Raw genomic sequence first — 24,030 nt, 5'->3', positions numbered from 1 at the left:
CTCCTTACGTTCGTCGGGTCTGTTTCTACTGCTGCCAGCCGGTGTAGGACTCGGCGAAATACGCTGCGCCATAACGTGACTCGGCGATCAGCGACAGCTCACCGCGCTGTCGCTCGATATCGAAGGGGGACGCGCCGCCGACCGCGTGCAGCATCGTGGTCGCCCAGTACGAGAAGTGCTGCGCCCGCCATACCCGCCGCACGGCGCGTTCGGTATACCGGTCGAGTACGTCGGCGTCACCGGTGCCGTAGAAGTCGCCGATCACCTCGGCCAGCACGGCCACGTCGGCGAGCGCCAGGTTCAGCCCTTTCGCGCCGGTCGGCGGCACGGTGTGCGCGGCGTCGCCGGCCAGCAGCAGCCGGTCGTGGCGCAGCGGCGCGGTGACGAAGGAGCGGAACGGCAGAACCATCTTCGCACTGATCGGGCCTTCCCGAAGCGCGAAACCATTGCCGTTGACGCGGCGGCGCATCTCGGTCCAGATCCGGTCGTCGTCCCAGTCCTGCGGGCGCTCGTCGGGCGCGCACTGGAAGTACATGCGCTGCATCGTCGGTGTGCGCTGGCTGATCAGCGCGAAGCCGAACTCCGAACGGGTGTAGACCAATTCGTCGTGCGAGGGCGGCGCCTCGGTCAGGAAGCCGAACCAGGCGAACGGATATTCACGGAACCACTCACCGCGTGCGCCGGGCGGGAAGGCGTGGCGGCACATCGATCGGGAGCCGTCCGCACCGACGAGCAGGTCGGCCTCGATGCGCACGCGGCCACCGTCCGGTTCGGTGCACGTCACCGTCGGGCGTTCGCCGGTGATGTCGACGGCGGTATCTGCCACGCCGTAGCGCACATCTCCCCCGTCGACCGCACGCCGCCTGGCCAGATCCAGGAACACCTCGGTTTGCGGGTACAGCCAGACTGATTCACCGATCAGCTCCTGGAAGTCGATGCGGTGGTTCTCCCCGTCGAAACGCAACACCACACCGTCGTGCCGGTGGCCCTCGGTGACCACGCGGTCGGACACTCCCGAATCCACCAGCAGCCGAACAGAACCCGCCTCGAGAATGCCCGCCCGGATCGTGCCCGCGATCTGCTCGTACGTGCGGATATCGACGACGACGGACTCGATCCCCGCGCGGTGCAGCAGATGCGAGAGCAGCAGGCCTGCCGGACCGGCGCCGACGATCGCTACCTGGGTGCGGGTGGTCCTCATGCCGGACGTGCTCCTTCGTCGAGCAACGGGGCCGGCTCCGGCACGAGTCCATCGACGGTGGTGCGCGGCACAGCGGCCATGGCGAGCAGGCCGATCCCCGCGACCGCCGCGAAAAGGTAGAAGCCCCAGGGGTTTGCGGAACCGAGGACGATGAGCCAGCCGGTGACGGTTGGTCCGAAGATCGCGCCGAGGCGGCCGACGCCCGCGGCGAAACCCATTGCCGTGGCTCTGATCTCGGCGGGGTACGCCTGAGCCACATAGGCGTAGATGAGCACCTGCGCGGAGAAGACGAAGACTCCGGTGACCAGCACCAGCGCGTTGAGCAGCACCGTGCTGGAAATCTTGATGCTGAGCAGCGCGAGGAAAACGGCCGCCGCACCGAACCACACCAACACCGTTGGTTTGATGCCACGCCGGTCAGCGAGCGTTCCTGCGGTGAGCAGGCCGATCACCGCGCCGATGTTCAACATCAACAGCACCGTCAACGAGGTCGACATGTTGTACCCGGCATCACGCATCAACTTCGGCAGCCAAGTGTTCAACCCGTAGACAAGCAGCAGCCCCATGAACGATCCGACCCAAACCCCCAGCGTCGCACGCAGATACAACGGCTTCAGCAACACCGCGGGCCGTACCCGGGTGGGCGCGTCCTTGGCCGCGAGGAACGCCGCGGACTCCGGCAATTTCGCCCAGATCACCGGCAGCAGCACGAAACCGGCCAGGCCACCGCCGTAGAACAGTGGCTGCCAATGCGGGATGACCCGCAGCGCGAGCAGTGCGGTGAGCACCGCCCCGGTGTGGTAGCCGGTCATGGTGATCGTGCTGGCGAAGGCCCGGCGCGCAGGCGGCATGTGTTCGGCCATGAAGGTCAGTGCGGTCGGCAGGCACGCGCCGAGCCCCACCCCGGCGATCAGCCGGAACGCGGCGAAGACACTGACCGATCCGGCCAGCGGAACAACGGCGGTGAACAGGGAGAACACCGCGATCGAGCTGATCAGCATGCGGCGGCGGCCGTAGCGATCGGCGATCGGTCCGGAGGCCGTCGCGCCGATGGCCACGCCGACCAGCGAAATGGTCGCGGCGAAAGTCGCACTGGCCGCGGTGAATCCGACGTGGTGCTGGTCGATAAGGGTGGGAATGACGGCGCCGAGCACGACTAGGTCGTAGCCCTCCAGCAGCACGATCAGCCAGCAGAGCACCGCCGGCCAGGAGAACAACTTCTTCATGGTGACTTCGTTTCTGGTGTGCAGTTGTGACTGCCATCACGCTACGATCGGCCGCATCAGAAATCCAATAGATGTTTTTTCACATCTGTATAGAGGAGATCTATGGCGGCCGAGTTCGATCTGAACCTCATCCGGACCTTCGTGCTGCTCTACGAGACGCGAAGCGTGACGGCGGCGGCGGACGTCCTCGGCGTCACCCAGCCCACCGTCAGCTACGGGTTGGGCAAGCTGCGCAGGCGACTCGGCGACGAGTTGTTCGTGCGCGGTCCCGGCGGTCTGGTGCCGAGTTCGGAGGCCGAGCGGCTCTATCCGCCGCTGCGCACCGCCATCGAGCAGCTCGATGTGACCATCGGCGCCGCAACACAATTCGATGCGTCGGGACCGGTCAGTTTCTCCCTCGGCCTCTCCGATCTCGGCGAGGTGAACACACTGCCGCTGGTGCTCGCGGAACTCGCGGACCGCGCACCCGCCGCGACCTTGCAGGTGCACGCGTTCGACATCGACACCGCCACAGACGAACTCACCCGCGGCCGGGTCGACGCGATCGTGGCCAGCCCGGTGCTGGATTCGGTTCGGCTGCACCGGCTTCCGCTGTTCACCGAGGGGTATGCGGGCATGGTCGCGGTCGATCATCCACGCCTGCGCGGTGATTCGGCGACCGAGGACGAGCTGCGCGGCGAACGGCACATCGTCGTCGACGGAACCACGGGTCATCCCGCACCCCGGCAAGCGTTGCGTACCTATGGACTGGAGAGCCAAATCGCCGTCCGCGTCACCCGTTTCGCTACTTTGCCGTATGCCGTGCAGGACACCGACCTGGTCGCCATCGTGCCGCAACGCGTCGCTCGCGCCTTGGCCCGAACCCATCGCGTGCGGACTTTCGCGTTGCCGTGGGCCATCGAACCCGCCGAGATCGCCGCCTACACCCGCCGGACGCCCGGCCGCAGCCCCGCCCAGGCGTGGTTCCTCGAGGTGATCCGAGCAGCGCTGCAAGATCTGCCGTGAACCGCGGACCCTAGTTCTGCGGGCATGACTACGCATCGCGCGGCACATTACGATCCCCGGACAGGCAGACTGCTCGTCAGACGTCCCATAATTGAATACGGGGGCGGCGGGGCTGACGAATCGCTCTGACTTCGATGACGACCATGGGAGGAATCGTCAGTGAACGATGATCGGGCGGGAAAATTCGAGCAATTGGATCATGGGCGCAGCGGGGTGCTCGGGTTGGGGACGACCCTGCGCTGGTTCCGGGATCCGCTGGCCGTGATGGGTCGGCTCGCCGACCGGCAGGGACCGGTAGCCGGGTTTCGGATCGGGATGTTTCCAGCGGTACTGGTGACCGGTCCCGAGGAGATCCACGAGGTCCTGGTGTCGCGGGCCCAGGAATTCCGGCGGGCCAGGGCGGTGACCGGCACACTATGGCCCGCGCTGCGCGAGGGGTTGATCATCTCCGAGGGCGAGGTGCACCGCACGCAGCGGGCAATGGTCGCGCCGTTGTTCACCGCGCGGCGGGTGCCGAAATACGTCGACGTGATGGCGACCCGCATGCAGGCGCATCTGCGGCGGTGGCAGGCGGCGGGCGAAGTCGAACTGCTCGCCGGGGTGCAGGCGATGATGCACGATGTCGTCGCCGGGCTGCTGATCGATGAGCCACTCGACGAGCACGTGGACGTGGTCGACGCGGCGACCAGGATCTTCGACTGGGAGATGCGGGCGATGTCGCGGCCGATCGTCGCGCCGTTGAACATTCCGACGAAGCGCAATCGCGACTTCATCTCCGATCTCGCCCTGGTGCGCGACTGGGCCGCCCGAATGATCGACGCGCGCCGCAGGCATCCCGAACGGCACGACGACATCGTGACCGCGCTGCTCGCCCAGCGGGACCGCGACGGCGCGCCGATGAGCGAGGATCGGCTCGTCGACGAGGTGATCAACCTGTGGGCGGCGGCGCACGAGACCAGCGCCGACGCGATGTTCTGGACCGCGTACGCGCTGTCTCGGCATCCCGGCATCGCCCGGCGGGCCACGGACGAGGCCGACCGGGTACTCGACGGGGCGACGCCCACCGCTGAGGATCTGCAACAGCTCCCTTACTGTCTGCAGGTGTTCAAGGAATCGATGCGGCTGTATCCGCCGTCGCCCGCGTTCCTGCGCGAGGCCGCGCAGGAGACGCGGATCAGTGACTACGCGATCGCCGAGGGCACGATCGTGTTCGTCGCCCCCTACGTGATGCACCGTTCGGCGCGGCAGTACCCCGATCCCTTGACCTTCGACCCCGATCGGTTCGCCCAGGAATCGGCGCGACCGTGGGAACGACTGTCCTACTTGCCTTTCGGGGCCGGCGAACACGTCTGCATCGGTTCGGCCCTCGCGTTGCTCGAGGGGCAGATCTTCACCGCGCTGCTGCTCAGCGGCGGCACGCTGCAACGGATCGACGGCGACGTCGGGATGAAGCTGACGATCAACCTGCGCCCGAAGCGCGAGGCCCGCGCGGTCTACACGCCGAGACGCCGAGTATCGACCCGCCAGCTGTCCGGGATCGAGGTCGGCGAATCTCGATGACTTCGCCGTCATTGTCCGACCGCGTCGCGGGGGCGGTGTCGCGCCGATTCTGTCGGCGGTCCTCGTCCACCCGGGCCGCGACCGAGCAGATCGAACGCATTCTCGCCTTCGCGCTCGGCGTCGGTGTCTGGATCTTCGGTGTCGGTGACGCCGCCGAGATCGCCAGGCAGTCGCGGCACTTCCCGACCTGGTGGACCGTGCTGGCCATGTGTGGTGTGTACGGCACTGCGCTGCTGATGGCGGGGCTCGCGTTGCGCGCCCCGCTCACTGCCGTGCGAGCCCTCGCGGCAACGCACGCAACGGTTTTCGCCGTGGCCGTCGCGTTGTCCGGATTCGCCGTGGCGCCGGGGCAGATCACCGACGACGTGGCCTGGATCTATCGACTGGTCCCGCTCGGCGGGGTCGCCGCCACGCTGGCCTGGCGGGTGCCGGTGGTCTCGATCTACGTCGTCGGCGTCGGCACGCTCGCCGCGTCGTCCACCGGACAGGCCACCGGCGATCTCAGCTGGACCGAGTTCGGGCTCACCTCGATGCGGATCCTCGGCATCACCGTCACCTTCGTCTACATCACGGAGATGGCGCGCCGGGCGGCCCGGCTGCTCGATCAGGAGCGGGCGCGCGCCCACCAGCAGGCCTCGCGCGCGGCAGCGGACGAGGCACGCGCCAGCGAGCGGGCCCGCTTCGCCGGCGTGATCCACGACAAGGTGCTCGCCACGCTGCTCGACACCTCCCGCGGTGGTTGCCCCAGCATGCTTGCGCGGCAAGCCAATCAAGCCCTCGGCCAATTCGCCGCCATCGGGCGGGTCAGCGACCTGTGCACCGATCTCGAGGCGATCGACACGATCACGCGCGAAGCGGTCGGGGCCACCGATGCCGAACTGCGCGTGCAGGTTCGGCACGACTGCAACTCGGCCGATCTGCGCATCGACTCCGCCACCGTCACCGCGCTCGCCCAGGCCGCCGCCGAAGCTGTTCGTAACAGCGTGCGGCATGCCGACGTGCCCGGGCGTACTGTCGCAAGACAATTGCGGATCGAGGCGCGCGCGTCCGGACTCACCGTCGTCGTCGGCGACGACGGTGCCGGATTCGACCCGGCGCTCGTCGCGGCCAATCGGCTCGGGCTCACCGTGAGCATCGTGCAGCGGATGCGCGAAGCCGGTGGTCGCGCCATCATCGAGTCGCAGCCCGGTGCAGGCACGCGGATCATCCTGGAGTGGAATGACCCCGATGACACCTGACAGCAGCGGCGACCTGAGCAGACTGCTCAGCGCGCACCGCTCCACCATGGTGACCATCATCGCCGTGGTGCTGGCCACCGACGCCGCCGTGATGATCCGCTCGGTCCGCCGAGCCGAGCTGCCCATCTCGGTGACCCTGGTCGCCGCCGCGATCGTCATCGTCGCCGCCACCGTCGTCGTCGTGCTGGACACCGGTAAACCGATCCACACCTACGCGGCCGTCTTCGTGGCCTCCGCCGGCGCCGTCGCCACCCTGATCGCCAGCGACCAGGTGACCGCCGAACTCAACGCGAACACCAGCGTCTGGACCGCTTACACCGGCGGCAGCGCGCTCGCCATGCTCGTCCTGCGCGGCCGAAACATCCTGGCCTGGACGGGAACCGCGGCCACCTGGCTCGCCGTCGTGCTCGCTTCGGACGGCAACCCGACCGTCTACGTGCAGGCGATCGTGCCCCTCGTCAACGTCGCCATCGCCGCCGCGTTCGCCGCCATCATGCGCCCCACCCTGCGTTCCCTGCACGAACTCGAAATCGAGTCCACCGCCCGCGCCGCCAAACAAGCCAGGCTCGACGCCCAGAACGCCGAACGCAAACGCCAACTCGACCGCCTGGACCGCCGCGCCCGCCCCATGCTCGAACGCATCGCCGCCGCCGTCCCCTTCCAGCCCGACGAGCGCGAAGAATGCCGCCTGCTCGAGGCCGAACTCCGCGACGAACTCCGCGCCCCCACGCTCTCCACCCCCGAACTCCTCGCCGCCGCCCGCGCCGCCCGCGCCCGCGGTGTCGAAGTCATGCTCCTCGACGACGGCGGACTCGAATCCACCCCCGCCGCCCTCAGCACCCGAGTCCGCGAAGTAGCCACCCGCGAACTCGACAACACCACCCACGGACAAGTAACCGTCCGCGTACTTCCCCCAGGTCGCCACAACCTGGCCACCGTCCTGGTGGACGAGAAATGCGGCAACCGCCGCACCGAAATCGACAGCGCCGGAACAGTAACCGTCACCCTCGACCGAGCAGTCCGCTCGGACGAAGCCAATGACCAACCCCCAGTCCGCAAGTCATCCTGACCTGCAATACCGACACCTGGGAAATGCTGCGCCAGGCCGGATCCCGCCATCGACCTGGATCGAGACACCGCTAAGGTGCGACCTGGCTCGACAACCAATCGAATATCGCCGCACACAGGCGCTGGAACTGCGGATCGTGGTCCTGCATCCACTCGGTATGTCCCGCATTAGGCATCCAATAGGTCGTCGCCGGACCGCCGTACGCCGCCACTACCGCTTCGGCTTGCTCCTTCGGATGCAGACCATTGCTCGTGCCATGGGCGATGAACAACGGAAGGGTGGCCGACGCGACGATCGGCATGACGGACCATCTGATGAGCGACTCGGCGAACTCGAAAGAAGTCACCGAGGTGTCGTAACCGGGTATCCCTTCCAGGGATTCGGTCACATACTCCTGGGTCTGCTCGTCCAACGGATAGATCTCGAACGGCGCGACCAGCTCGGCCTGTCCGCTGCGCGCGCGACGCAGACGCTCATTATTGATCCACTGCCGGAAGTTGTGCAGCCCCTGCTGTCCGCGATGCGAGGTATGGAAATCGAGCCCGTCGTACAGGCCGTTGACACAGATGATCCCCTTGACACCGGGCAACTCGCGCACCGCATCCAGCACGAGTCCGGCGCCCATGGCCCAGCCGAGCAGAAACACATTGTCGCGGTCCACATGCCAGGATGCGGAGGACGCGGTCACGGCGCAACGGATATCACGGACCAATTCCTCCAGGAGGACGCGGTTTCGAGTACCACCGCTCTCACCGTGCCCTCGGTAGTCGAAGCCGTAACACGCGAACCCGCGCGTGGTGAGGTATCGGGCGAATCTCTCGGGGTGGATTCGATACAAGCCGAGAAATCCCGAACACGCAATGACCAGAGGAAGGCCGCCCTGACCCGTACGCCCCTGCGGCAGATACAACCGTCCGTCCAATTGCGCTCCGTCGCTGTAGAAACGCAATTCCAGGCTTTCCATACATCTCCTCGGAACTAGAGTCTCGGCCAGTTGGGTGCGCCGAGAAGAATTGCCAACGTGATGCTCAGGTATGCCGCCATGGCGCAGAAGTAGCCGTAGATGGCCTCGCCCGCCTCTGCCGGAGATCCGACGATCGTCCCGCTCTTTTCGCGCTGCTCTGCGCGGCCGCCGAAGCTCGTCCACAGCAGAATAACGGCGAACAAGACCGAGGAGACGATAAGAAACGCGATGACATCCGATGCTCTACCGCTCGGTCGGGCGTAAGTGACGATCACGCACGAGCCGAGCCCGAGTGCGGTGACCGCCAACGATTCTGAGATCGGAAACAGTCGCAGCCGCAAGTGCGCCGACCCGTCACGGTCCGCGCGAAGCGACGCGAGCTCCGCCATGGATATCTGCGAGCTCGCCACCGAACTCTGCATCGAGCTCAGTTCGGCGAATTTACTCCAGCGCAGCCGCATGAGCTCGGCTGCGGTTCGATGACCGTCCAGCCTCGTCGCCAAGAAGCCGTACGTGACGGCGAAGAAGGCGGCCAACGCCTGCACGATCGAGTAATAATCGGCGATCCCACGACCACGTATCGTCAGCACGGCACAGGCGGAGAAGACGATCGTGATCATCAGAATCGCCACATTCCTGGATGGTTCGATCATGAGCATCAGCATTGCGTTGGCGGACAACACGATAGCGCCCCCGATGAAGATGTCCGGCGTGATAGGCGCCCCCTGCGCCATCGCGGCCAACAGGGCGGACAGCAGGGGCGCGAGCATCCAGGGGATCGTGATGAACGGATTCTCCGACCGCATCACACCCATATGGAAGAAGATCCCCGACACCGCCCACAGCGCACCGGCGAGGGTGAGACTCGCCATCGCTTCGGCAGGCAGTTGCAGGTGTGGGGGCGCCACCAGCAACGCAGGCACGAGTAACACGAGCGACGCTATCGTGGCGATGCCGCCGCGCAACGCCTGCCACAGCGGCTGCTGTTCCCATTCGGCGCCGATCGCCTGCAGGAACCGCTGGTGTGTGACGACAACCGCGCCTTGCGCAATTGCTGCGCCACCCGCGTATGCCAGCGAAAGCGCCGAATCCCCGTGTGTATGTGCCGCAAGCACGATCACCATCACGCCCAGCAGCGCCAGCGTCGCCTGCGACAACTGCAAGCCACCGACGACCCGCAGCCTCGGCATGAATCGGACCAGCAGTGTCGTGGCCACGACGGGCCAACTATTCATGATCAGAGTCGCGGCCGCCGGGTTCCCTTGCGACAGCGCGAGCAGGAACAGCAGATTGCTGGCTCCGATGAGAAGACCGTCGAGAACGACCATGCGCCGCAGTCGACGGTCTCGCATCACCACTCGCACCAGGCGCACAGCTTCCCGTATCCGCGGGGACCGAAACGAGAGCACGATCGCGGCAGCGACAAGGCACTTCGCAAGATTCAGAATTGTGTTGGCAGCGATCTGCGACGCCAGATCAGTATCCTTCAATTGGGTCAGCAGCGTCGGTATGAACGCCCACGCGAGCGCCGCTGCCGTGACCAGCCCCAAGCCGGACAGACCCGGGCTGTAGCGCACCCGATATCTGGACAGTGCCCGACCGATCGCGGTTTCGGGGTGCTCGCCACCGCCCATACTCGCCCCCTGCCGTCCCACCACTGGCCTTCGACAACTATGCCATCGTGCGCACTGCCGGGCCGGGAAACGATTGGGTTCAGTGCCGCCGAACAGGCTGCGCACCCAAGACGTCGCGCGTCATTCGGCCGGCTACCGATTACTCAGTGCCGCGGGGGCGGTGGGCTCGGATATCGACGGGTCGTCCGTCGGGATCGCGGGCCGTCATGGTCCATTGGGTGGGTAGGGTCTCGATCTCTCCGACGGACCAACCGGCGGTCAGGATTCGTTCGCGGACTTCGCACAGCAGGTCGTGGGTTCCTACGCGCAGTCCCCATCCTGCTCGGCCCAGGGGGTCGACATCTGGGGTTGCGGGGGTGGGGGTTTCGACGAGCATCAGGTGGTCCGCTCCGCCGACATCGATGACCGCGATGCGTGGATCGTCGGGGGTGGCGGGGCGTTCGAAGGCGAGTCTGGCTCCGAGCATCTCGTAGTAGCTCACGAGCTGGTCGAGGTTGGAGGTGGCGAGGGTCAGGTGGTTGATTCCGAGCAGTTCTTGCATGACGAACCGAGCGTAGTGCGACTGTTGGGCGGGATCTAGCCCTCGCTATTCAGGGCCGCCGCACGAGCACTCAGGGGGTGGCGTTTCGGTTCTCCAGCACCAGTTCTCGGTACTCGGCGGCGAAACGGTGGCAGTCGCCGGGCCAGCGGGCGGAGATGTAGTTGCGGTCGCGAACGGTGAAGCCGCGGTTGGGGTGGGATGCGGTGTCGCGGCGCGGGAGCAGCGGACCGGGTTCGAATTGGCGCGGATCGCGTAGGGCAGCAGTGACTTCCGCTTGGACGGTTCGGGGATAGGTGCGGTAGTAGGTGCCGAGGCGCAGGCGGGTCAGGTTCCAAGCGGAGAGTTCTAAAGTTGCTGTGACAGCGGTGGTTCGGCGGTCGTAGAGCACGGAGCGGCCGGTTTCGGGGTCGGTGGCGCGGGCGGCCAGCAATACGCCGTGGCAGACGGCGGCTACGGGTTTGTCGGCGAGTAGCGCGCGGCCGAAAATACCTTGGGCGGTGGAGGATTCGAGCATCGATTTCATGCCAGGTGCGTGGCCGCCGGGGACGACGACGCCGGAGATTTCGTCATCGATTACGTCGGAGTAAGCGAGGGGTGATTGGAAGTCGGGATCCTCGCGCATCCGGTCGTAGTCGTGTAGCGCGTCCGGCCGGGTCATCAGGAGTGGAGACAGGATCGAGAAGCCCTGTTCGACGAGGCGATCGTCGGCGAGGGCGACTCGACCTTCGGGAGTGGCGAAGCGGACGGGCACGCCTGCGTCTCGCAGGGCCGCCCACGGCACCGCGGATTCGGTGGGGTCGTAGTCGCGGGCGGGCAGGAGAAACAGGATCATCTACGAATGGTAGCGGTGCATTTGCCGGTTAGAGGTTCAATGGCTGACGGCCCGGTCGGGTGCGGCGCCAGGCGACCGCGAGGAAGGCGATGAGGCCGAGCAGAGGCAGGGTGGCGATGGTCCAGCTGAGCGGCAGGGGCGGGCCGGGCTGGTCGAGGACGTGGATGCCGTCGAGGGTCCCTTCACCGTGGCCGAGCGGTCCGTCGAGCAGGAAGGTGATGCGGTAGTCGCCAGGGTCATCGATGGCCATGATGTCCAAGCCCCAGGAATCGCGTTTGCGCGGGTGGCGGACGAATGGGGCGTTGCGTTTCCACGACTGGAACGCGGGGCCTGCCATCCGGAACGCGCCGGTCTTGTCGGCGATACCGCCTTCGGGCATGAAGGTGAAGTCGAGCGACTTCATCGCGCGGATGGGCCAGGTGGAGAAGCCGACGGTCATGGCGTAGGGGCCGACCTGGACTCGCTCGGTGTGCACGATGTCGACGGGGGCGTATGCGGAGGCGGGGGCGATCGCGACCAACGACAGGGTGATCGCGGCGAGCACGGTGAGGGCTAGTTTGCGCAGCGCGATCATCGGGCGACCTCCGTGGCGGGCGCGGGCAGCATGCGGACGAAACGGCCGGCGAGGAAACCGGCGAGCAGGCCGAGCGGTATCGCGACGACCGTGGACAGCACGACGTCGTTGAGGGCGAGGCGGGCGAAGAAATGCGTGAACTGCAACTGCAGCGGGAAGGTCACGCCGACCACGAGCCCGGTCACCAGACCGGCCGCCAGCACGATCTTGTTCGGGTCGAGACCACGGGTGCGGGCCAGCCAGAACAGGCCCTCCACGGCGACGGCCGCGACGATCAGGAACATCGGCATGATGGCGGGCAGGGACGGCGGCCGGGAACCGAGGCCGTCGCGCAGTGGCAGCCCGATCGACGAGGCATAGACCTCCGCGGCCCACGGCGAGAACCACCACAGGGCCGCCTGGATCGCGCCGAGGGCGAGCGCGATGGCGATGGCGGCACCGGGCCGGGCCAGCGCCGCCGCGCCGAGGACGAGCAGCATCGGCCCGAACAACAGGACACCGAGAATGGTCGAGTCGACGGGCAGTTCCAGATTGTCCAGCGCCTGGGTGAGGATGGGCGCGAAGGTGATCATGATCGGGATTGCCAGCACGATGCCGACCTGACCCCAGCGGTGGTCGCGGTGCGACGCGAAGACCATGATGCTGCCGATCATGGTGAGCGTGATCGACAAGAACAGCGCCACGTGCGACGGCGTGTTCAGCACCGCGTCGAAGCCGTAGATCGCATGCCACTGCATGTCGAGCAAACCGTAGAGCAGGAACAACGCGGCGCCCGCCCCGGCAACCATGTACCCCAGCGGGGCCGTGAGGTTACTGCCGAACACTCGGATGGGCGTGCCACCCAGCGCGGGCACCGGCCGTCCGGCCCGTTGGGCGGACGTGGCGATGAAAACCATGGCGAGGCTGGCGAATCCGGAGATCGCGCTGCCGGAATAGAGGAACAGGTGCGGCAGCGTGAAGAAGGTGTCGGGCCCGACGTCGTTGTGCCACTGGATATCCCAGCTCAGGCCGATCAAGGTGACGGCGGTGCCGAGCAGCACGCCCCATGAGCCGACGCGAGCCGCGGTGCTGTTGTCGGACGTGGCGGTGTGCGCCGTGGGCGTGCTCCCGTCTTCGATCGTGTCGGACGGTGCTGAGATATCCATGACGAGCGGTCCCTCCTCGGTGCTCTTGCGATTCGTGCTGATGCGTGCGTCTTTCGGCTCAGCCGCCGACCCACAGGGGCAAGGTGACTTGGTCTATCCCGTGGTGCGCGTCGATGAACAAGCGCAGCTCCCATGGGCCGGTCATCATCAGCGACACCGATGCGGCACGGAAATGCCCGGACCCGGTGGCGGCGGCCGCAACCGGCGCTCCGGCGTGGCCCATCAGCGGCTGGATCGCTTGCACCTGGACCGCCGCATGGTCTATCACCGCCCCGGTGCGATCGGTGACGGTGACGTCCACGGCGGTGTCGCCGAGACGGAGGCTGTCGATGGTGACGGTGACGAGGTGTTGCGGCGTACCGGCTTTCAGCACGACCGGATCGGACGAGCTCGGCCACGCCAGCCATCCGATGGTGGCGATGACGACCACGGCGGCTACTGCCGCGACGATACGAAGCGAACGAGAACCCGTGGACGACGCGCTCATCGACGCGCCCCCGCCGCGACATCGAGCACCACAGGAACGGTGAGCACCGTGTAGTTCCGTTCGACCTGGATCCAGAGCCGGTACCGGCCCGCGACCGGGAATGTGAAGGTGAACGGCACGTCGGGCCCGAACGCGGCGACCGTTTCGTCGGGCGGACTCTCGCCGTTGGCGGGCGGCATGAGCATCACTCCGCGGCCCGCGCCGGGCATTCCCGACATGTCGTGCGCACCGTTCATCCCTGGCATGTCGTGCCCACCACTCATCCCCGGCATATCTTGCATCGACGTCGGCCCCATCGAGTGGGCATGCCCCCAGACGGGCGAGTTCTGCACGGCCGCAGCGATATCCAAGCTGCCCTCCGGCACCGGACCCGCCATGACCAGGTGTCCGACCATGCCGAGCCATGGTTGCAGATCGGAAGTATCACCGACTTCGGCGGTGATGGTCGTGGGTTTCCCGGCCACCGCCTCGGTTGTCCGGACGTTGATGGCACTGCCATCGAGAACCATCGACGCGGACTTGTCCGACCCGCCGAGATGCAACGGAGCGCTGGGCGGCCGGGACGCAACGTCACTCGGCACGACCTCGACTCCAGTTGCCGCACGGGCCATTTGGACGCCCCCACCACGACGAGCCAACTCCGCCGACAATGCATAACGGCCAGGCTCCGACGCGTTCAGATGAACCTGATAGCGACCGGGGCCGGTCCGGATCGGATGTAAGTGCGAGAGTCCACCATTCGGGCCGACCACCAGCAGATGCACGAACGCGCTGTCGTGCACGACGATGTCGTCCGCCAACGCTCCGGTGGCCGCATCGATCAGCACCAGATCGAAGTCGCTCCCTCGCCCGGCTACCGCCGAACCCGCCACCGTGAGCACCACCGGCGGCCGGGAGAAGTCCGAGATCATCGGCTGACCAACCGAATACGGATCGGTGACATTGTCCACGGTGGGGTCGAGCTGACTGCCCGGTTGCGGCGGCAACGGCAACGACACCGACAGCAGGGCGGCCGTCACCGACACGGCAACCCCGGCCACCATCCCACCGGCAGGCAGCAACGCCCACGCAGTGCGCCGCGCCCGCATCGCGACCAACACCGAGACCGGAAGCAGCACACCGGCTACCAGAAACCCTCCGTACACCAGCCGCTCCGGCGGCGAAGTGGCCTGCGCGGGCACGACGAACGGAATCCGCGCCACCCGCACGCCGTCACCGATCGCGAGTTCCCAAGGGCCGGGCCGATCCATGTCCAGGGTCGCCGAATACATGCCCGGCGTGCCGCCGAGTTCGACAACCGCCTCCGCAGTGGGGGCGCCAGGAGCAGGCAGGTCCGGCACGGCGCCCATCGGCGTCGCCGCGAGTGTGAGCTGCCCTGCGGCCGTGCCCGCATGCGTGACGACATCCACCCGCAGCGGCCCCGGCACGCTCGTCACCCGGCGCAGCACGACCGTGAGCTCCCGGTCGCCGAGCGACTGCGCGACCGAGATATCCCCACCTCCGGACGCGGAATCAGCGGATGCGGGCGCCATTCCAGCCGACACGAGCAGAGCCAGCAACCCCGCGACGAGCAAGGCGCGACAGCGAACGGCACGGGCGACAGTCACTCGCGCCATGCTATGGCCGCGAACCGGCGAGATCATCACCTCCTGAGGGGATCCCGCCTCCCCCATCGGGTTGATGCCGTCATGGGGGATGTCCCGGAGAATGCCCCGCGCTACCCGCCGCGCAATCCGACTGGCGCTCTTGACAACCCGACCTCCGTAGAATGCAATATATTGCATGCCGGTTCCGCACAGCGAAGGTCTCGTCGCCAGGTCATTGCTTCGCGAGAACGCCTACCGCGCGATCCGGGACGCGATCGTCGACGGCACCCTCGCGCCCGGCGAGCGCCTCAACGACAACGACCTGGTGAAATGGCTCGGCGTCAGCCGCACACCGGTGCGGGAGGCGCTGATGCGCCTGGAGCAGGCAGGATTGGTGCAGACCAAGCCCGGCCGCTACACCATCGTCAGCCCGCTCGACGTCCGCGCGGTCCGCGCCGCCCAGTCCGTCACCACCGCCATGCACGAACTCGCCGTCCGCGAGGCCCTGCCCAACCTGTCCACCGACGAACTGGGGGCCATGCGCGAGGCCAACGCGCGCTTCGCGGAAGCCCTGCGCCGCAACGACGTCGACGCCGCGATCAGCGCCGACGACGACTTCCATCGCATCCCGGTCACCGCGAGCGCCAACGACGCCATCCGCAGCGTCCTCGAACAGTTCACCCCGGTACTGCGCCGGGTGGAGCGCCTGCGATTCTCCTCACTGAGCGGCCGCAGTTCGGTAGCCCAGCACGACCGCATCATCGCGCTGTGCGAGGCAGGCGATGTCGAAGGCGCGGTGGCAGGCACCCGGGCGAACTGGCAGACGCTGGTACCACTGCTCGAAAACCTCACTGCCGGAACGCAATAAGCAGACCGGCTGCACCCCCTAGGAATCATCGATGTCTCTCGACACCTTCGAGCGCTATCCCCTGCTGTTCGGACCGAGCCCGATCCACCCGCTGGACCGGCTCAGCGATCATCTCGGCGGCGCGCGGATCTGGGCCAAACGCGAGGACTGCAACAGCGGTCTTGCCTTCGGCGGCAACAAGACTCGCAAGCTGGAGTATCTGGTGCACGACGCGCTGAGCAAAGGCGCCGACACCCTGGTCAGCATCGGCGGCGTGCAGTCCAATCACACGCGGCAGGTGGCCGCGGTCGCCGCCAAAGCCGGCTTGAAGGCAGTCCTGGTGCAGGAGAGCTGGGTCGACTGGCCCGACGCGGTCAACGACAAGGTCGGCAATATCCTGCTGTCCCGCATCATGGGTGCCGACGTGCGGCTGGTCCGGGCGGGTTTCGGAATCGGTTTCAAGGACAGCTGGCACCAGGCCCTCGACGACGTCCGGGCCGCGGGCGGCACCCCGTACGCGATTCCGGCGGGCGCGTCCGACCATCCGCTGGGCGGCCTGGGCTTCGCCGAGTGGGCCTACGAGGTGCAGCGGCAAGAGCGTGAACTGGGCGTCTTCTTCGACACGATCGTGGTGTGCAGCGTTACCGGCAGCACCCAGGCGGGCATGATCGCGGGCTTCGCCGGTCAGGACCGGCCCCGGCGCGTGCTCGGCATCGACGCCTCGGCAAAGCTCGCGGAGACGCACGCGCAGGTGGCCAAGATCGCCCGCAGCACAGCCGAACTCATCGGCCTCTGCCGCGAGCTACGCGACGACGAGATCACCGTCCTGGACGGCTGGGCCGGTGACCGCTACGGCATCCCGGTGCAATCCACCCTGGACGCCATCCGGCTCACCGGCAGCCTCGAAGGCATGATCATCGACCCGGTCTACGAGGGCAAGTCGATGGCCGGTCTCCTCGACCTCGTGCAAAACGGTGAAATCCCCAGGGATTCCACCGTCTTGTACGCCCACCTCGGCGGCCAGCCCGCTCTCAACGCCTACAGCGGCGTCTTCTGACCGGACGGGGTCGGTGGCGCGGGCACCGGGCATGCGTCCGCTGCTTCGGCCACCACCTGCGCGGCGTCCGGAACCGGCGGACGGGCCCCGGCGGCATACTCGGCACCCACGAGGGGTGGCGCCGAGTCGAGAGCTTCGTTCTCCGCCGCCGTGAAAGCCCGTGCCCTGCTGAGGAATCGCCAGCCTTCCGGCGCCTCCAGGCTGAAGCCACCGCCCCGTCCGGGCACCACGTCGATGACAAGTTGAGTGTGCTTCCACGTTTCGAACTGCGAGCCGGAGATCCACACCGGCACCGCGTCGAGGTCGGCGGCGGGCAGGCTCGCAGGCACCTCCCCCACCGCCAGCCGCAGATCGAGGAGGCCGACCAGTACGTCGCGATCGCCGACGATGAACTCCCCCAACGGATAACACATCGGCGACGAGCCGTCGCAGCAGCCGCCGGACTGGTGCATCATCAGCGCGCCGTGCACATCGCGGAGGCGGCGCAACAGCGCCGCCGCCCCCACCGTCGCGACCAAACGGGGCGGGGCGGCACTCACCGCGGCGCCCTTTCCCGCGCTGCCCGCTCGCTCGACATCAGAAGAATCCCATGGCTTTCGGCGCGTAGCTGACCAGCAAGTTCTTGGTCTGCTGGTAGTGGTCGAGCATCATCTTGTGGTTCTCCCGGCCGATACCGGACTGCTTGTACCCGCCGAACGCCGCGTGCGCCGGGTACTGGTGGTAGGTGTTGGTCCACACCCGCCCGGCCTGGATGTCGCGGCCCGCCCGGTAGGCGGTGCCACCGTCCCGCGACCACACGCCGACGCCGAGGCCGTACAGGGTGTCGTTGGCGATCGAGATGGCGTCGTCGTAGTCGGTGAACGAGGTCACCGACACCACCGGGCCGAAGATCTCCTCCTGGAAGATCCGCATCGCGTTGCGGCCGGTGAAGATCGTCGGCTGCACGTAGTAGCCGCCGTTCAGGTCGCCGCCGAGCATCGCGCGTTCACCGCCGGTAATCAGCTGTGCGCCTTCACCTTTGCCGATCTCGATGTAGGACAGCACCTTCTCGAGCTGATCGTTGGACGCCTGCGCGCCGATCATCGTCTCGGTATCGAGCGGATCACCTTGGCGCACTGCCTTTGTCCGCAGCGCGGCGAGGTCGAGGAAGCGATCGAAGATGTCGGCCTGGATCAGCGAGCGCGACGGGCACGTACACACCTCGCCCTGGTTGAGCGCGAACATCGTGAAGCCTTCCAGGGCCTTGTCCAGGAAGTCGTCGTCGGCGCTCAGCACGTCGGAGAAGAAGATGTTCGGACTCTTGCCGCCCAGTTCGAGGGTCACCGGGATCAGGTTCTGCGACGCGTACTGCATGATCAGCCTGCCGGTGGTCGTCTCACCGGTGAACGCGATCTTCGCGATCCGGTTGCTCGAGGCGAGCGGCTTGCCCGCTTCGAAGCCGAAGCCGTTCACGATATTGACCACGCCGGGCGGCAGCAGATCGCCGATGATGTCCCACAGGAACAGGATCGAGGCCGGGGTCTGCTCGGCGGGCTTGAGCACCACGGCGTTGCCCGCGGCCAGCGCGGGCGCCAGCTTCCAGGTCGCCATGAGGATCGGGAAGTTCCACGGAATGATCTGCCCGACCACGCCGAGCGGCTCGTGGAAGTGGTAGGCGACGGTCTCGCTGTCGATCTCCGACAGCGAACCTTCTTGGGCGCGAATGGCTCCGGCGAAGTAGCGGAAGTGGTCGACGGCGAGCGGGATGTCGGCGGCCAGCGCCTCCCTGATCGGCTTGCCGTTGTCCCAGGTCTCCGCGATGGCGATCGCGTCGAGGTGCTCCTCGATCCGATCCGCGATCTTGTTCAGGATCACCGCGCGTTCGGCAGGCGAGGTCTTGCCCCAGGCCGGGGCGGCGGCATGCGCGGCGTCGAGCGCGAGCTCGATGTCCTCCGCAGTGGAACGTGCTACCTCGCAGAAGGTTTCACCGGTGATCGGGGTGGGGTTCTCGAAGTACTGTCCCTTGACCGGCGCAACCCACTGGCCGCCGATCCAGTTGTCGTAGCGAGGCTGGAAGCTCACCGGGGACTCCGGCGAACCAGGACGGGCGTATACGGTCATCGAAAACTCCTAGCGTTCACGGCGGTCCCCCTGTGATCCACGACACTAGAGTTCCAACGTTGCATCATCGTTGGGAACGGCCGAGCTCGCGATCCAGCATGGCGAGCTGCGCCGCGACTTGGGCATACAGCGAGGAATCCGGTTCGAGCGAGGCGAGATAGGCCGACCACGCGCCGCGGTCCTCGCGACCGTCGACCGACGAGATCCACCAGCCGAGAATCGCCGGGTCCCTGGAGGTCAGCACGGCGGCCCGCATCCGCGCCCGCAGTGATTCGCGCACCCGGCCGACACCGGGCGCGCGCGAGGCGGGCAGCAGCTGGCCGCGGTAGCGCGCCACGGCCGCGCCGATGTCGCCACGGCGCAGGCTGCGCCGCAGTTCGCCCACGTCCGAATCGAGCTCGGTGAGTAGCCGGTACGGGCGCGAGCCCAGTGCGGTGCCGCCGAGAATCCGGCGCAGGCGCGAGATCTCGGCGCGCACGGTGACCGCGTCGAGATCCCGCTCGTCGAGCAGCACCGCGATGTGCTCGGTGCCGAGGCCCTCCGGATGTTCCATCAGCAGGAGCAAAATCTCCGAATGCCTGCGCGACAACGGGATTCGCTCGTTGCCGAACAGCAGCGCCGGGTTGCTGCCCAGCAGTTCGACCCGCGGTGTCGTGCGGATCGTGATCGGGTGGGCCCGCAGTTCCGATTCCGCGACGGCCACGGTCGCCCTGATCAGCGAAAGCACTTCCGGCGCAGCGACACGCGGGCCGCCGGTGATGTCGATCGCGCCGAGGATCCGGCCGGTCGCCGGGTCATGGACCGGCCCGGCCGCGCAACTCCACGGATGCACCATTCTGCTGTAGTGCTCGGCACCGAAGATCTGCACGCAATGATCAAGAGCCAGAGCCGTTCCCGGAGCATTGGTGCCGACAGCGGCTTCGCTCCAGTCCGCGCCGTCAACGAAGTTCATGTCCGCGGCCCGGTCTCTGGCCGCCGAATCGCCCTCCACCCACAGCAATCGGCCGTGCGCGTCGCTCAGCGCGATCAGCAGCCCGGTATCCCTGGCGTCCTCGACCAGCAAGGTCTGCACGACCGGGCGCACCGACGACATGGGATGGCTGCGCCGGTAGCGCTCCAATTCGGTTCCGGTCAGCGAGGTCCGGCCGATCTGGCGGTCCGGGTCGATGCCGTTGCCGCGGCTGCGCACCCAGGAAGCCTCGACCACCTGCCGCACCGACCCGGGCGCCTCACCCCGCTCGACGAACGACTCGTGCGCCGCCGACACATCCGTGCTCACCTGCTCCGCGTCCTCGTCCGGACGCAACGCCACCCACGGATTCACCCGAATATCCGCACCGCCGGCCACGTACTCCATCCTCCTCGGCAAATCCACCCCGATCAATGCGCCGCCGGGCCCAGCTCGACGCTACCGACCGTGCGATGACTTTCGCAGCGTCGCACCGTCTGTATTCGCATGCGACTCGATAAGAAGAATGCAGTGGTGTACGGAGCGGCGGGCAAGATGGGCGCGGCGGTGGCGCGAGCGTTCGCCCGAGAAGGGGCCCACGTGTTCTTGGCCGGGCGGACGCAGCAGACGCTCGACGCGGTGGCCGAGGAAATTATCGAGCAGGGTGGGCGGGCGACCGTCACTCCGGTTGACGTATTCGATCGAGCTGCGGTCGAGGCGCATGCCGATCGCGTCGTCGAGGAGGGTGGGACGCTCGATATCTCTTTCAATGCGGTGGGGATGGACGCGGTTCAGGACGTCGCGCTTGTCGACCTGGAGCCGGCGGATTTCCTGGCCCCGATCATGGCGTCGGCCCAATCGCATTTCATCACCACGACGGCGGCCGCGCGGCGGATGACGGCGCAGGGCTCGGGCGTCATCGTGCTGCTGTCCGCCACGGCGGCCGGTGAATCCCGGCACCGGATGGGCGGATTCAATATCGCCTGCGCGGGCATCGAAGCACTGAATCGCAGCCTGGCGGGCGAGGTCGGGCCTTACGGAGTACGCGTGGTGTGCATCCGTTCCAACTTCGCACCGGAGACCGTGCCGGGGCTGTCCGACTCCGATGAGGCGATTCAACCCTTGATCCGCGATACCCGGCTCGGTCGGCTGCCCCGGCTGACCGAGGTCGCCGAGACTGCGGTGTATGCCGCCTCCGACGGCGCGGGTGCGATGACCGGCGCGGTGCTCAACCTTTCGTGCGGCGCGCTCGTCGACTGAGCTGCCCGACCGGCTCCGTGACTCGTGCGTCGGCTCAGAGGAACGGGGCCACTTGCTCGGCCGCCTCGACCGGGTGACCTGCTTGGATGGGGGCGCCGAGCGCTCGGAATTTCCAGACGTCGGCTTCTCGCTGGACTTTCGCGACCACCATGCCGGTGTGCTTGCCGCCGACGCGCAGGCTGCCGCCGGTGAGTTCGATGTCGGTGGTGCCGTCGACCAAGCGCCAGAAGGCATTGCGCACTCGCTCGAATGTGTGTCCGGCGTAGGAGGTTACGACGAAAACGACGGTCGAGGCCTCGGGGGAGAGCCGGGTGAGGTCGACGTCGATCATTTCGTTGTCGCCTCTACCGGCGCCGGTGAGATTGTCGCCCTGGTGTCGGACCGATCCGTCCTTCGAGGACAGGTGGCCGTAAAAGGCGGCGTCCAGGAGTTCGCGGCCGGAAAAGACCAATGCCGAGGCGTCGAGATCGATATCGACTTCCCGCAATCCGAATCGTCCCGGCTCACGTACCGGGTCCCAGCCCAATGCCATCTTCACATGGGACAATTCGGCGCCGCCCGGATTGCGTAGCGCCAATTCCTGTGCGGTGGCGAGCGCACTTGCCATTTCCGGATCGGGCAGTGGCCGCATCGGCTTCGGCGTGCGGCCCACCGCGACACCGTGCGCGGACACCAGAGCTGCGAAACCGCTGCGGTAACCGTGCCCGAGGGGACGCAGCCGCCAGGGGTTACCCCGGTCCAAGTCGAAGGCGACAACGGTGGATTCCGCACCCAGTCCATCGATGACGTATTCGCACAGCCGATTGCCCGCGGTGTCATCGATCCGCAGTTCAGGCGCCGGATAAGTGCCCAGGCTGTCCTGCTGATCATCGAGCGCGACGACAACGCGGACATTCTCGATCCCCGGGGGCACCGCGCGCAGATCTAGCGCCAACGCGCCTGGTTGGCCGCCTTCCCCGGGCACCAGCCGCACACCCTCCCCCAGCGGCTGGTTGTAGAAGACGAGATCCGCGTCCGTCCGAACCATGCCGTTCGCGGTGAGCAGCAATGCCGACAGATCGACCGCCGCGCCGTGTCGCACCGAAACAACAATGTGCTCGGCTTCGAGCACATTTACCTGCCCCCGAGCCAGTTGCACGGTCATTCACCACACCCTACAAAAACAATCGTGGAATGCCGGGAACGGCGCGCGCCGATTATGGCGCTCGAGAAAGTCCGCGAAAATGCCCATAACTTTTACCTGCCGCGCAGCACGCGCCAGTATTGTCATGACATCGAATCTCCATGAACCGAAATCCACCGCTCGCGGACCTGGCCGCACCTAGGCTGGTTCCATGTCGATAACACATCAGGTGGAACGAATCTTCGCGGGCCTCAACGCATCTCTGTATCGAGTCAGTGGCGGCAAGCTCGGCGGCCGGCTGGGCAAGGCGCCGATCCTGCTGCTCACCACCGTCGGACGCAAGTCCGGCCAGCGCCGCACCTCACCGCTGCTCTACCGGCAAGAAGGCGACCGCTACCTCATCGCCGGATCCCATCGCGGCACTCCGACCCATCCCGACTGGGTGCTGAACCTGCGCGCGAACCCCGACGCGGAGGTCCAGATCAACAGCAAGACCATCCCCGTCACTGCGACCGAGCTCTCGCCCGCCGAGCGCGACGCCGCATGGCCGGGCCTCGACGCCATGTACCCCAGTTTCGCGGACTACCGCAGCAAAACCGACCGCACCATCCCGATCTTCGCGCTCGTACCGCGTTCGGACGGCAGCGCCGGACCGCGTTAGCCCTCGGCGCACCCCAGCTGCCGAGCCGCTCCCCAGTTGTGACACATAACTAGCGAACGTCACGATCGTGTCATAGTGTGGAGGAAGGCTACACCCGACCGATGGGGATTTCGCATGACCGTCGAGCACAACACCCGCGCACTCGAACACGACATCGTGACCGACTTCAGCTCGCGCCTGAGCTACGGCGGCTACCTCGACCTGAACACCTTGCTCAGCGCCCAGCATCCGGTCAGCAAGCCCGAGCACCACGACGAGTTGCTGTTCATCATCCAGCACCAGACCACCGAGCTGTGGCTCAAACTGGTGCTGCACGAAACCCGCGCCGCGCGTGCGGCTTTCGATGCCGACGACATCGGCGTCGCGCTGAAATGCATTGCGCGCGTGAAACATATACAGAAGACGCTCACCGAGCAATGGTCGGTGCTCGCGACTCTGACGCCCACCGAGTACGCCCAGTTCCGCGACTTTCTCGGCAATTCGTCGGGCTTTCAGTCGTATCAGTACCGGGCCGTGGAGTTCATTCTGGGCAACAAGAACGCCTCGATGCTGAAGGTCTTCGAAGCAGATCCGGTCGCGCACAAGGAGTTACAGACACTGCTGTACGAACCGAGCCTCTACGACGCGTTCTGGCGCCACGCCGCGCGCAGCGGACTCGACGTGCCGCACTCCACGCTGGACCGGGACGTGACGAAGGCCTACGTGCTCGACCCCGAGCTGCTCCCTCTGGTGAAGTCCATTTACGAAGCGCCGGAACAACATTGGTCGGTCTATGAGACCTTCGAGGAGCTGGTCGACCTCGAGGAGAACTTCCAGCTGTGGCGGTTCCGGCACCTGCGCACGGTGCTGCGCACCATCGGCATGAAGCGCGGCACAGGCGGATCCAGCGGGGTCGGCTTCTTGCAGCGCGCGCTCGACCTCACCTTCTTCCCCGAACTGTTCGCTGTACGCACGGAGATCGGACGCTGACC

At 66.8% G+C, this 24,030-nt stretch carries 23 protein-coding genes; 9 read left to right on the top strand and 14 right to left on the bottom strand.

Annotated elements, in window-relative coordinates:
- Window positions 1-25: 25 nt before the first annotated feature.
- Both NN4_RS25830 and NN4_RS25825 read right to left on the bottom strand, forming a co-directional pair.
- Window positions 26-1,201 (bottom strand): 4-hydroxybenzoate 3-monooxygenase, encoded by a 1,176-nt coding sequence (locus NN4_RS25830; RefSeq protein WP_147136489.1) that lies wholly within the window; start codon window positions 1,199-1,201, stop codon window positions 26-28.
- On the bottom strand, window positions 1,198-2,427 hold the full coding sequence (locus NN4_RS25825) for an MFS transporter (protein ID WP_147136486.1): 1,230 nt from the start codon (window positions 2,425-2,427) through the stop codon (window positions 1,198-1,200). The genes NN4_RS25830 and NN4_RS25825 overlap by 4 nt, the downstream gene beginning before the upstream one ends.
- A gap of 102 nt (window positions 2,428-2,529) precedes the next feature.
- On the opposite strand from NN4_RS25825, the gene NN4_RS25820 reads away from it, so the two are divergent.
- The 4 genes from NN4_RS25820 to NN4_RS25805 all read left to right on the top strand — a co-directional run bounded on the left by NN4_RS25820 (window position 2,530) and on the right by NN4_RS25805 (window position 7,299).
- On the top strand, window positions 2,530-3,432 hold the full coding sequence (locus NN4_RS25820; protein WP_147136483.1) for a LysR family transcriptional regulator: 903 nt from the start codon (window positions 2,530-2,532) through the stop codon (window positions 3,430-3,432).
- Between the two features lie 159 nt (window positions 3,433-3,591).
- The gene (locus NN4_RS25815; protein WP_147136480.1) at window positions 3,592-4,992 is read left to right on the top strand and encodes a cytochrome P450; all 1,401 of its coding nucleotides are present in this window, start codon (window positions 3,592-3,594) and stop codon (window positions 4,990-4,992) included.
- Window positions 4,989-6,230 (top strand): sensor histidine kinase, encoded by a 1,242-nt coding sequence (locus NN4_RS25810; protein WP_147136477.1) that lies wholly within the window; start codon window positions 4,989-4,991, stop codon window positions 6,228-6,230. The genes NN4_RS25815 and NN4_RS25810 overlap by 4 nt, the downstream gene beginning before the upstream one ends.
- On the top strand, window positions 6,220-7,299 hold the full coding sequence (locus NN4_RS25805; RefSeq protein ID WP_147136474.1) for a DUF8320 family protein: 1,080 nt from the start codon (window positions 6,220-6,222) through the stop codon (window positions 7,297-7,299). Before NN4_RS25810 ends, NN4_RS25805 begins: the two co-directional genes overlap by 11 nt.
- Before the next feature lie 70 nt (window positions 7,300-7,369).
- Here the strand turns inward: NN4_RS25805 and NN4_RS25800 are convergent, their stop codons facing one another.
- The 8 genes from NN4_RS25800 to NN4_RS25765 all read right to left on the bottom strand — a co-directional run bounded on the left by NN4_RS25800 (window position 7,370) and on the right by NN4_RS25765 (window position 15,083).
- On the bottom strand, window positions 7,370-8,263 hold the full coding sequence (locus tag NN4_RS25800) for an alpha/beta hydrolase (protein ID WP_147136471.1): 894 nt from the start codon (window positions 8,261-8,263) through the stop codon (window positions 7,370-7,372).
- A gap of 14 nt (window positions 8,264-8,277) precedes the next feature.
- Window positions 8,278-9,840 carry a hypothetical protein gene (locus NN4_RS25795; RefSeq protein ID WP_147136468.1) on the bottom strand — a complete coding sequence of 521 codons (1,563 nt, stop codon included), beginning with the start codon at window positions 9,838-9,840 and terminating at the stop codon, window positions 8,278-8,280.
- 196 nt (window positions 9,841-10,036) lie between these two features.
- On the bottom strand, window positions 10,037-10,438 hold the full coding sequence (locus tag NN4_RS25790; RefSeq protein ID WP_147136465.1) for a VOC family protein: 402 nt from the start codon (window positions 10,436-10,438) through the stop codon (window positions 10,037-10,039).
- 70 nt (window positions 10,439-10,508) lie between these two features.
- The gene (locus tag NN4_RS25785; RefSeq protein WP_147136462.1) at window positions 10,509-11,270 is read right to left on the bottom strand and encodes a type 1 glutamine amidotransferase domain-containing protein; all 762 of its coding nucleotides are present in this window, start codon (window positions 11,268-11,270) and stop codon (window positions 10,509-10,511) included.
- 28 nt (window positions 11,271-11,298) lie between these two features.
- On the bottom strand, window positions 11,299-11,844 hold the full coding sequence (locus NN4_RS25780) for a hypothetical protein (RefSeq protein ID WP_147136459.1): 546 nt from the start codon (window positions 11,842-11,844) through the stop codon (window positions 11,299-11,301).
- Complete coding sequence (locus tag NN4_RS25775) at window positions 11,841-12,989, bottom strand: hypothetical protein (protein ID WP_186818637.1); 1,149 nt, start codon at window positions 12,987-12,989, stop codon at window positions 11,841-11,843. The genes NN4_RS25780 and NN4_RS25775 overlap by 4 nt, the downstream gene beginning before the upstream one ends.
- 58 nt (window positions 12,990-13,047) lie before the next feature.
- The gene (locus NN4_RS25770; protein ID WP_147136456.1) at window positions 13,048-13,476 is read right to left on the bottom strand and encodes a FixH family protein; all 429 of its coding nucleotides are present in this window, start codon (window positions 13,474-13,476) and stop codon (window positions 13,048-13,050) included.
- A complete protein-coding gene (locus NN4_RS25765) occupies window positions 13,473-15,083 on the bottom strand; it encodes a DUF8832 domain-containing protein (RefSeq protein ID WP_246181080.1) in 1,611 nt (536 codons plus the stop codon). Before NN4_RS25765 ends, NN4_RS25770 begins: the two co-directional genes overlap by 4 nt.
- A gap of 175 nt (window positions 15,084-15,258) precedes the next feature.
- Between NN4_RS25765 and NN4_RS25760 the strand changes: the two genes are divergently transcribed.
- Both NN4_RS25760 and NN4_RS25755 read left to right on the top strand, forming a co-directional pair.
- Window positions 15,259-15,930 carry a GntR family transcriptional regulator gene (locus tag NN4_RS25760; protein ID WP_147136450.1) on the top strand — a complete coding sequence of 224 codons (672 nt, stop codon included), beginning with the start codon at window positions 15,259-15,261 and terminating at the stop codon, window positions 15,928-15,930.
- 31 nt (window positions 15,931-15,961) lie between these two features.
- Window positions 15,962-16,966: a 1-aminocyclopropane-1-carboxylate deaminase gene (locus NN4_RS25755; RefSeq protein WP_147136448.1), complete on the top strand. Its 1,005-nt coding sequence runs from the start codon at window positions 15,962-15,964 to the stop codon at window positions 16,964-16,966.
- Here the strand turns inward: NN4_RS25755 and NN4_RS25750 are convergent.
- From NN4_RS25750 to NN4_RS25740, 3 genes are all read right to left on the bottom strand, one after another.
- Complete coding sequence (locus NN4_RS25750; protein ID WP_147136445.1) at window positions 16,948-17,505, bottom strand: DUF779 domain-containing protein; 558 nt, start codon at window positions 17,503-17,505, stop codon at window positions 16,948-16,950. The genes NN4_RS25755 and NN4_RS25750 overlap by 19 nt on opposite strands.
- Before the next feature lie 37 nt (window positions 17,506-17,542).
- Entirely contained in the window at window positions 17,543-19,066 is a 1,524-nt protein-coding gene (gene adh, locus NN4_RS25745) for an aldehyde dehydrogenase (RefSeq protein ID WP_147136442.1), read from the bottom strand.
- A gap of 64 nt (window positions 19,067-19,130) precedes the next feature.
- Window positions 19,131-20,414, bottom strand: coding sequence for a sigma-54-dependent transcriptional regulator family protein (locus NN4_RS25740; protein WP_246181079.1), 1,284 nt, complete (start codon window positions 20,412-20,414; stop codon window positions 19,131-19,133).
- Between the two features lie 108 nt (window positions 20,415-20,522).
- Here NN4_RS25740 and NN4_RS25735 point away from each other — a divergent pair, with 108 nt between their 5' ends.
- Complete coding sequence (locus NN4_RS25735; protein ID WP_147136437.1) at window positions 20,523-21,275, top strand: SDR family NAD(P)-dependent oxidoreductase; 753 nt, start codon at window positions 20,523-20,525, stop codon at window positions 21,273-21,275.
- A 34-nt stretch (window positions 21,276-21,309) separates the two neighbouring features.
- On the opposite strand, the gene NN4_RS25730 is transcribed toward NN4_RS25735, so the two are convergent.
- Window positions 21,310-22,419, bottom strand: a complete 1,110-nt coding sequence (locus NN4_RS25730; RefSeq protein ID WP_147136434.1) for a TerD family protein — start codon at window positions 22,417-22,419, stop codon at window positions 21,310-21,312.
- Window positions 22,420-22,609: 190 nt separating this feature from the next.
- On the opposite strand from NN4_RS25730, the gene NN4_RS25725 reads away from it, so the two are divergent.
- Entirely contained in the window at window positions 22,610-23,059 is a 450-nt protein-coding gene (locus NN4_RS25725) for a nitroreductase family deazaflavin-dependent oxidoreductase (RefSeq protein ID WP_147136431.1), read from the top strand.
- Window positions 23,060-23,173: 114 nt separating this feature from the next.
- A complete protein-coding gene (locus NN4_RS25720; RefSeq protein ID WP_147136428.1) occupies window positions 23,174-24,028 on the top strand; it encodes a tryptophan 2,3-dioxygenase in 855 nt (284 codons plus the stop codon).
- The last annotated feature ends 2 nt before the right edge of the window (window positions 24,029-24,030 follow it).

The sequence above is a fragment of the Nocardia ninae NBRC 108245 genome, from assembly GCF_007990755.1.
GTDB classification, from domain to species: Bacteria; Actinomycetota; Actinomycetes; order Mycobacteriales; family Mycobacteriaceae; genus Nocardia; species Nocardia ninae.
The sequence above is the reverse complement of the archived record's forward strand: the minus strand, read 5'-3'. Positions and strand labels throughout refer to the sequence as shown.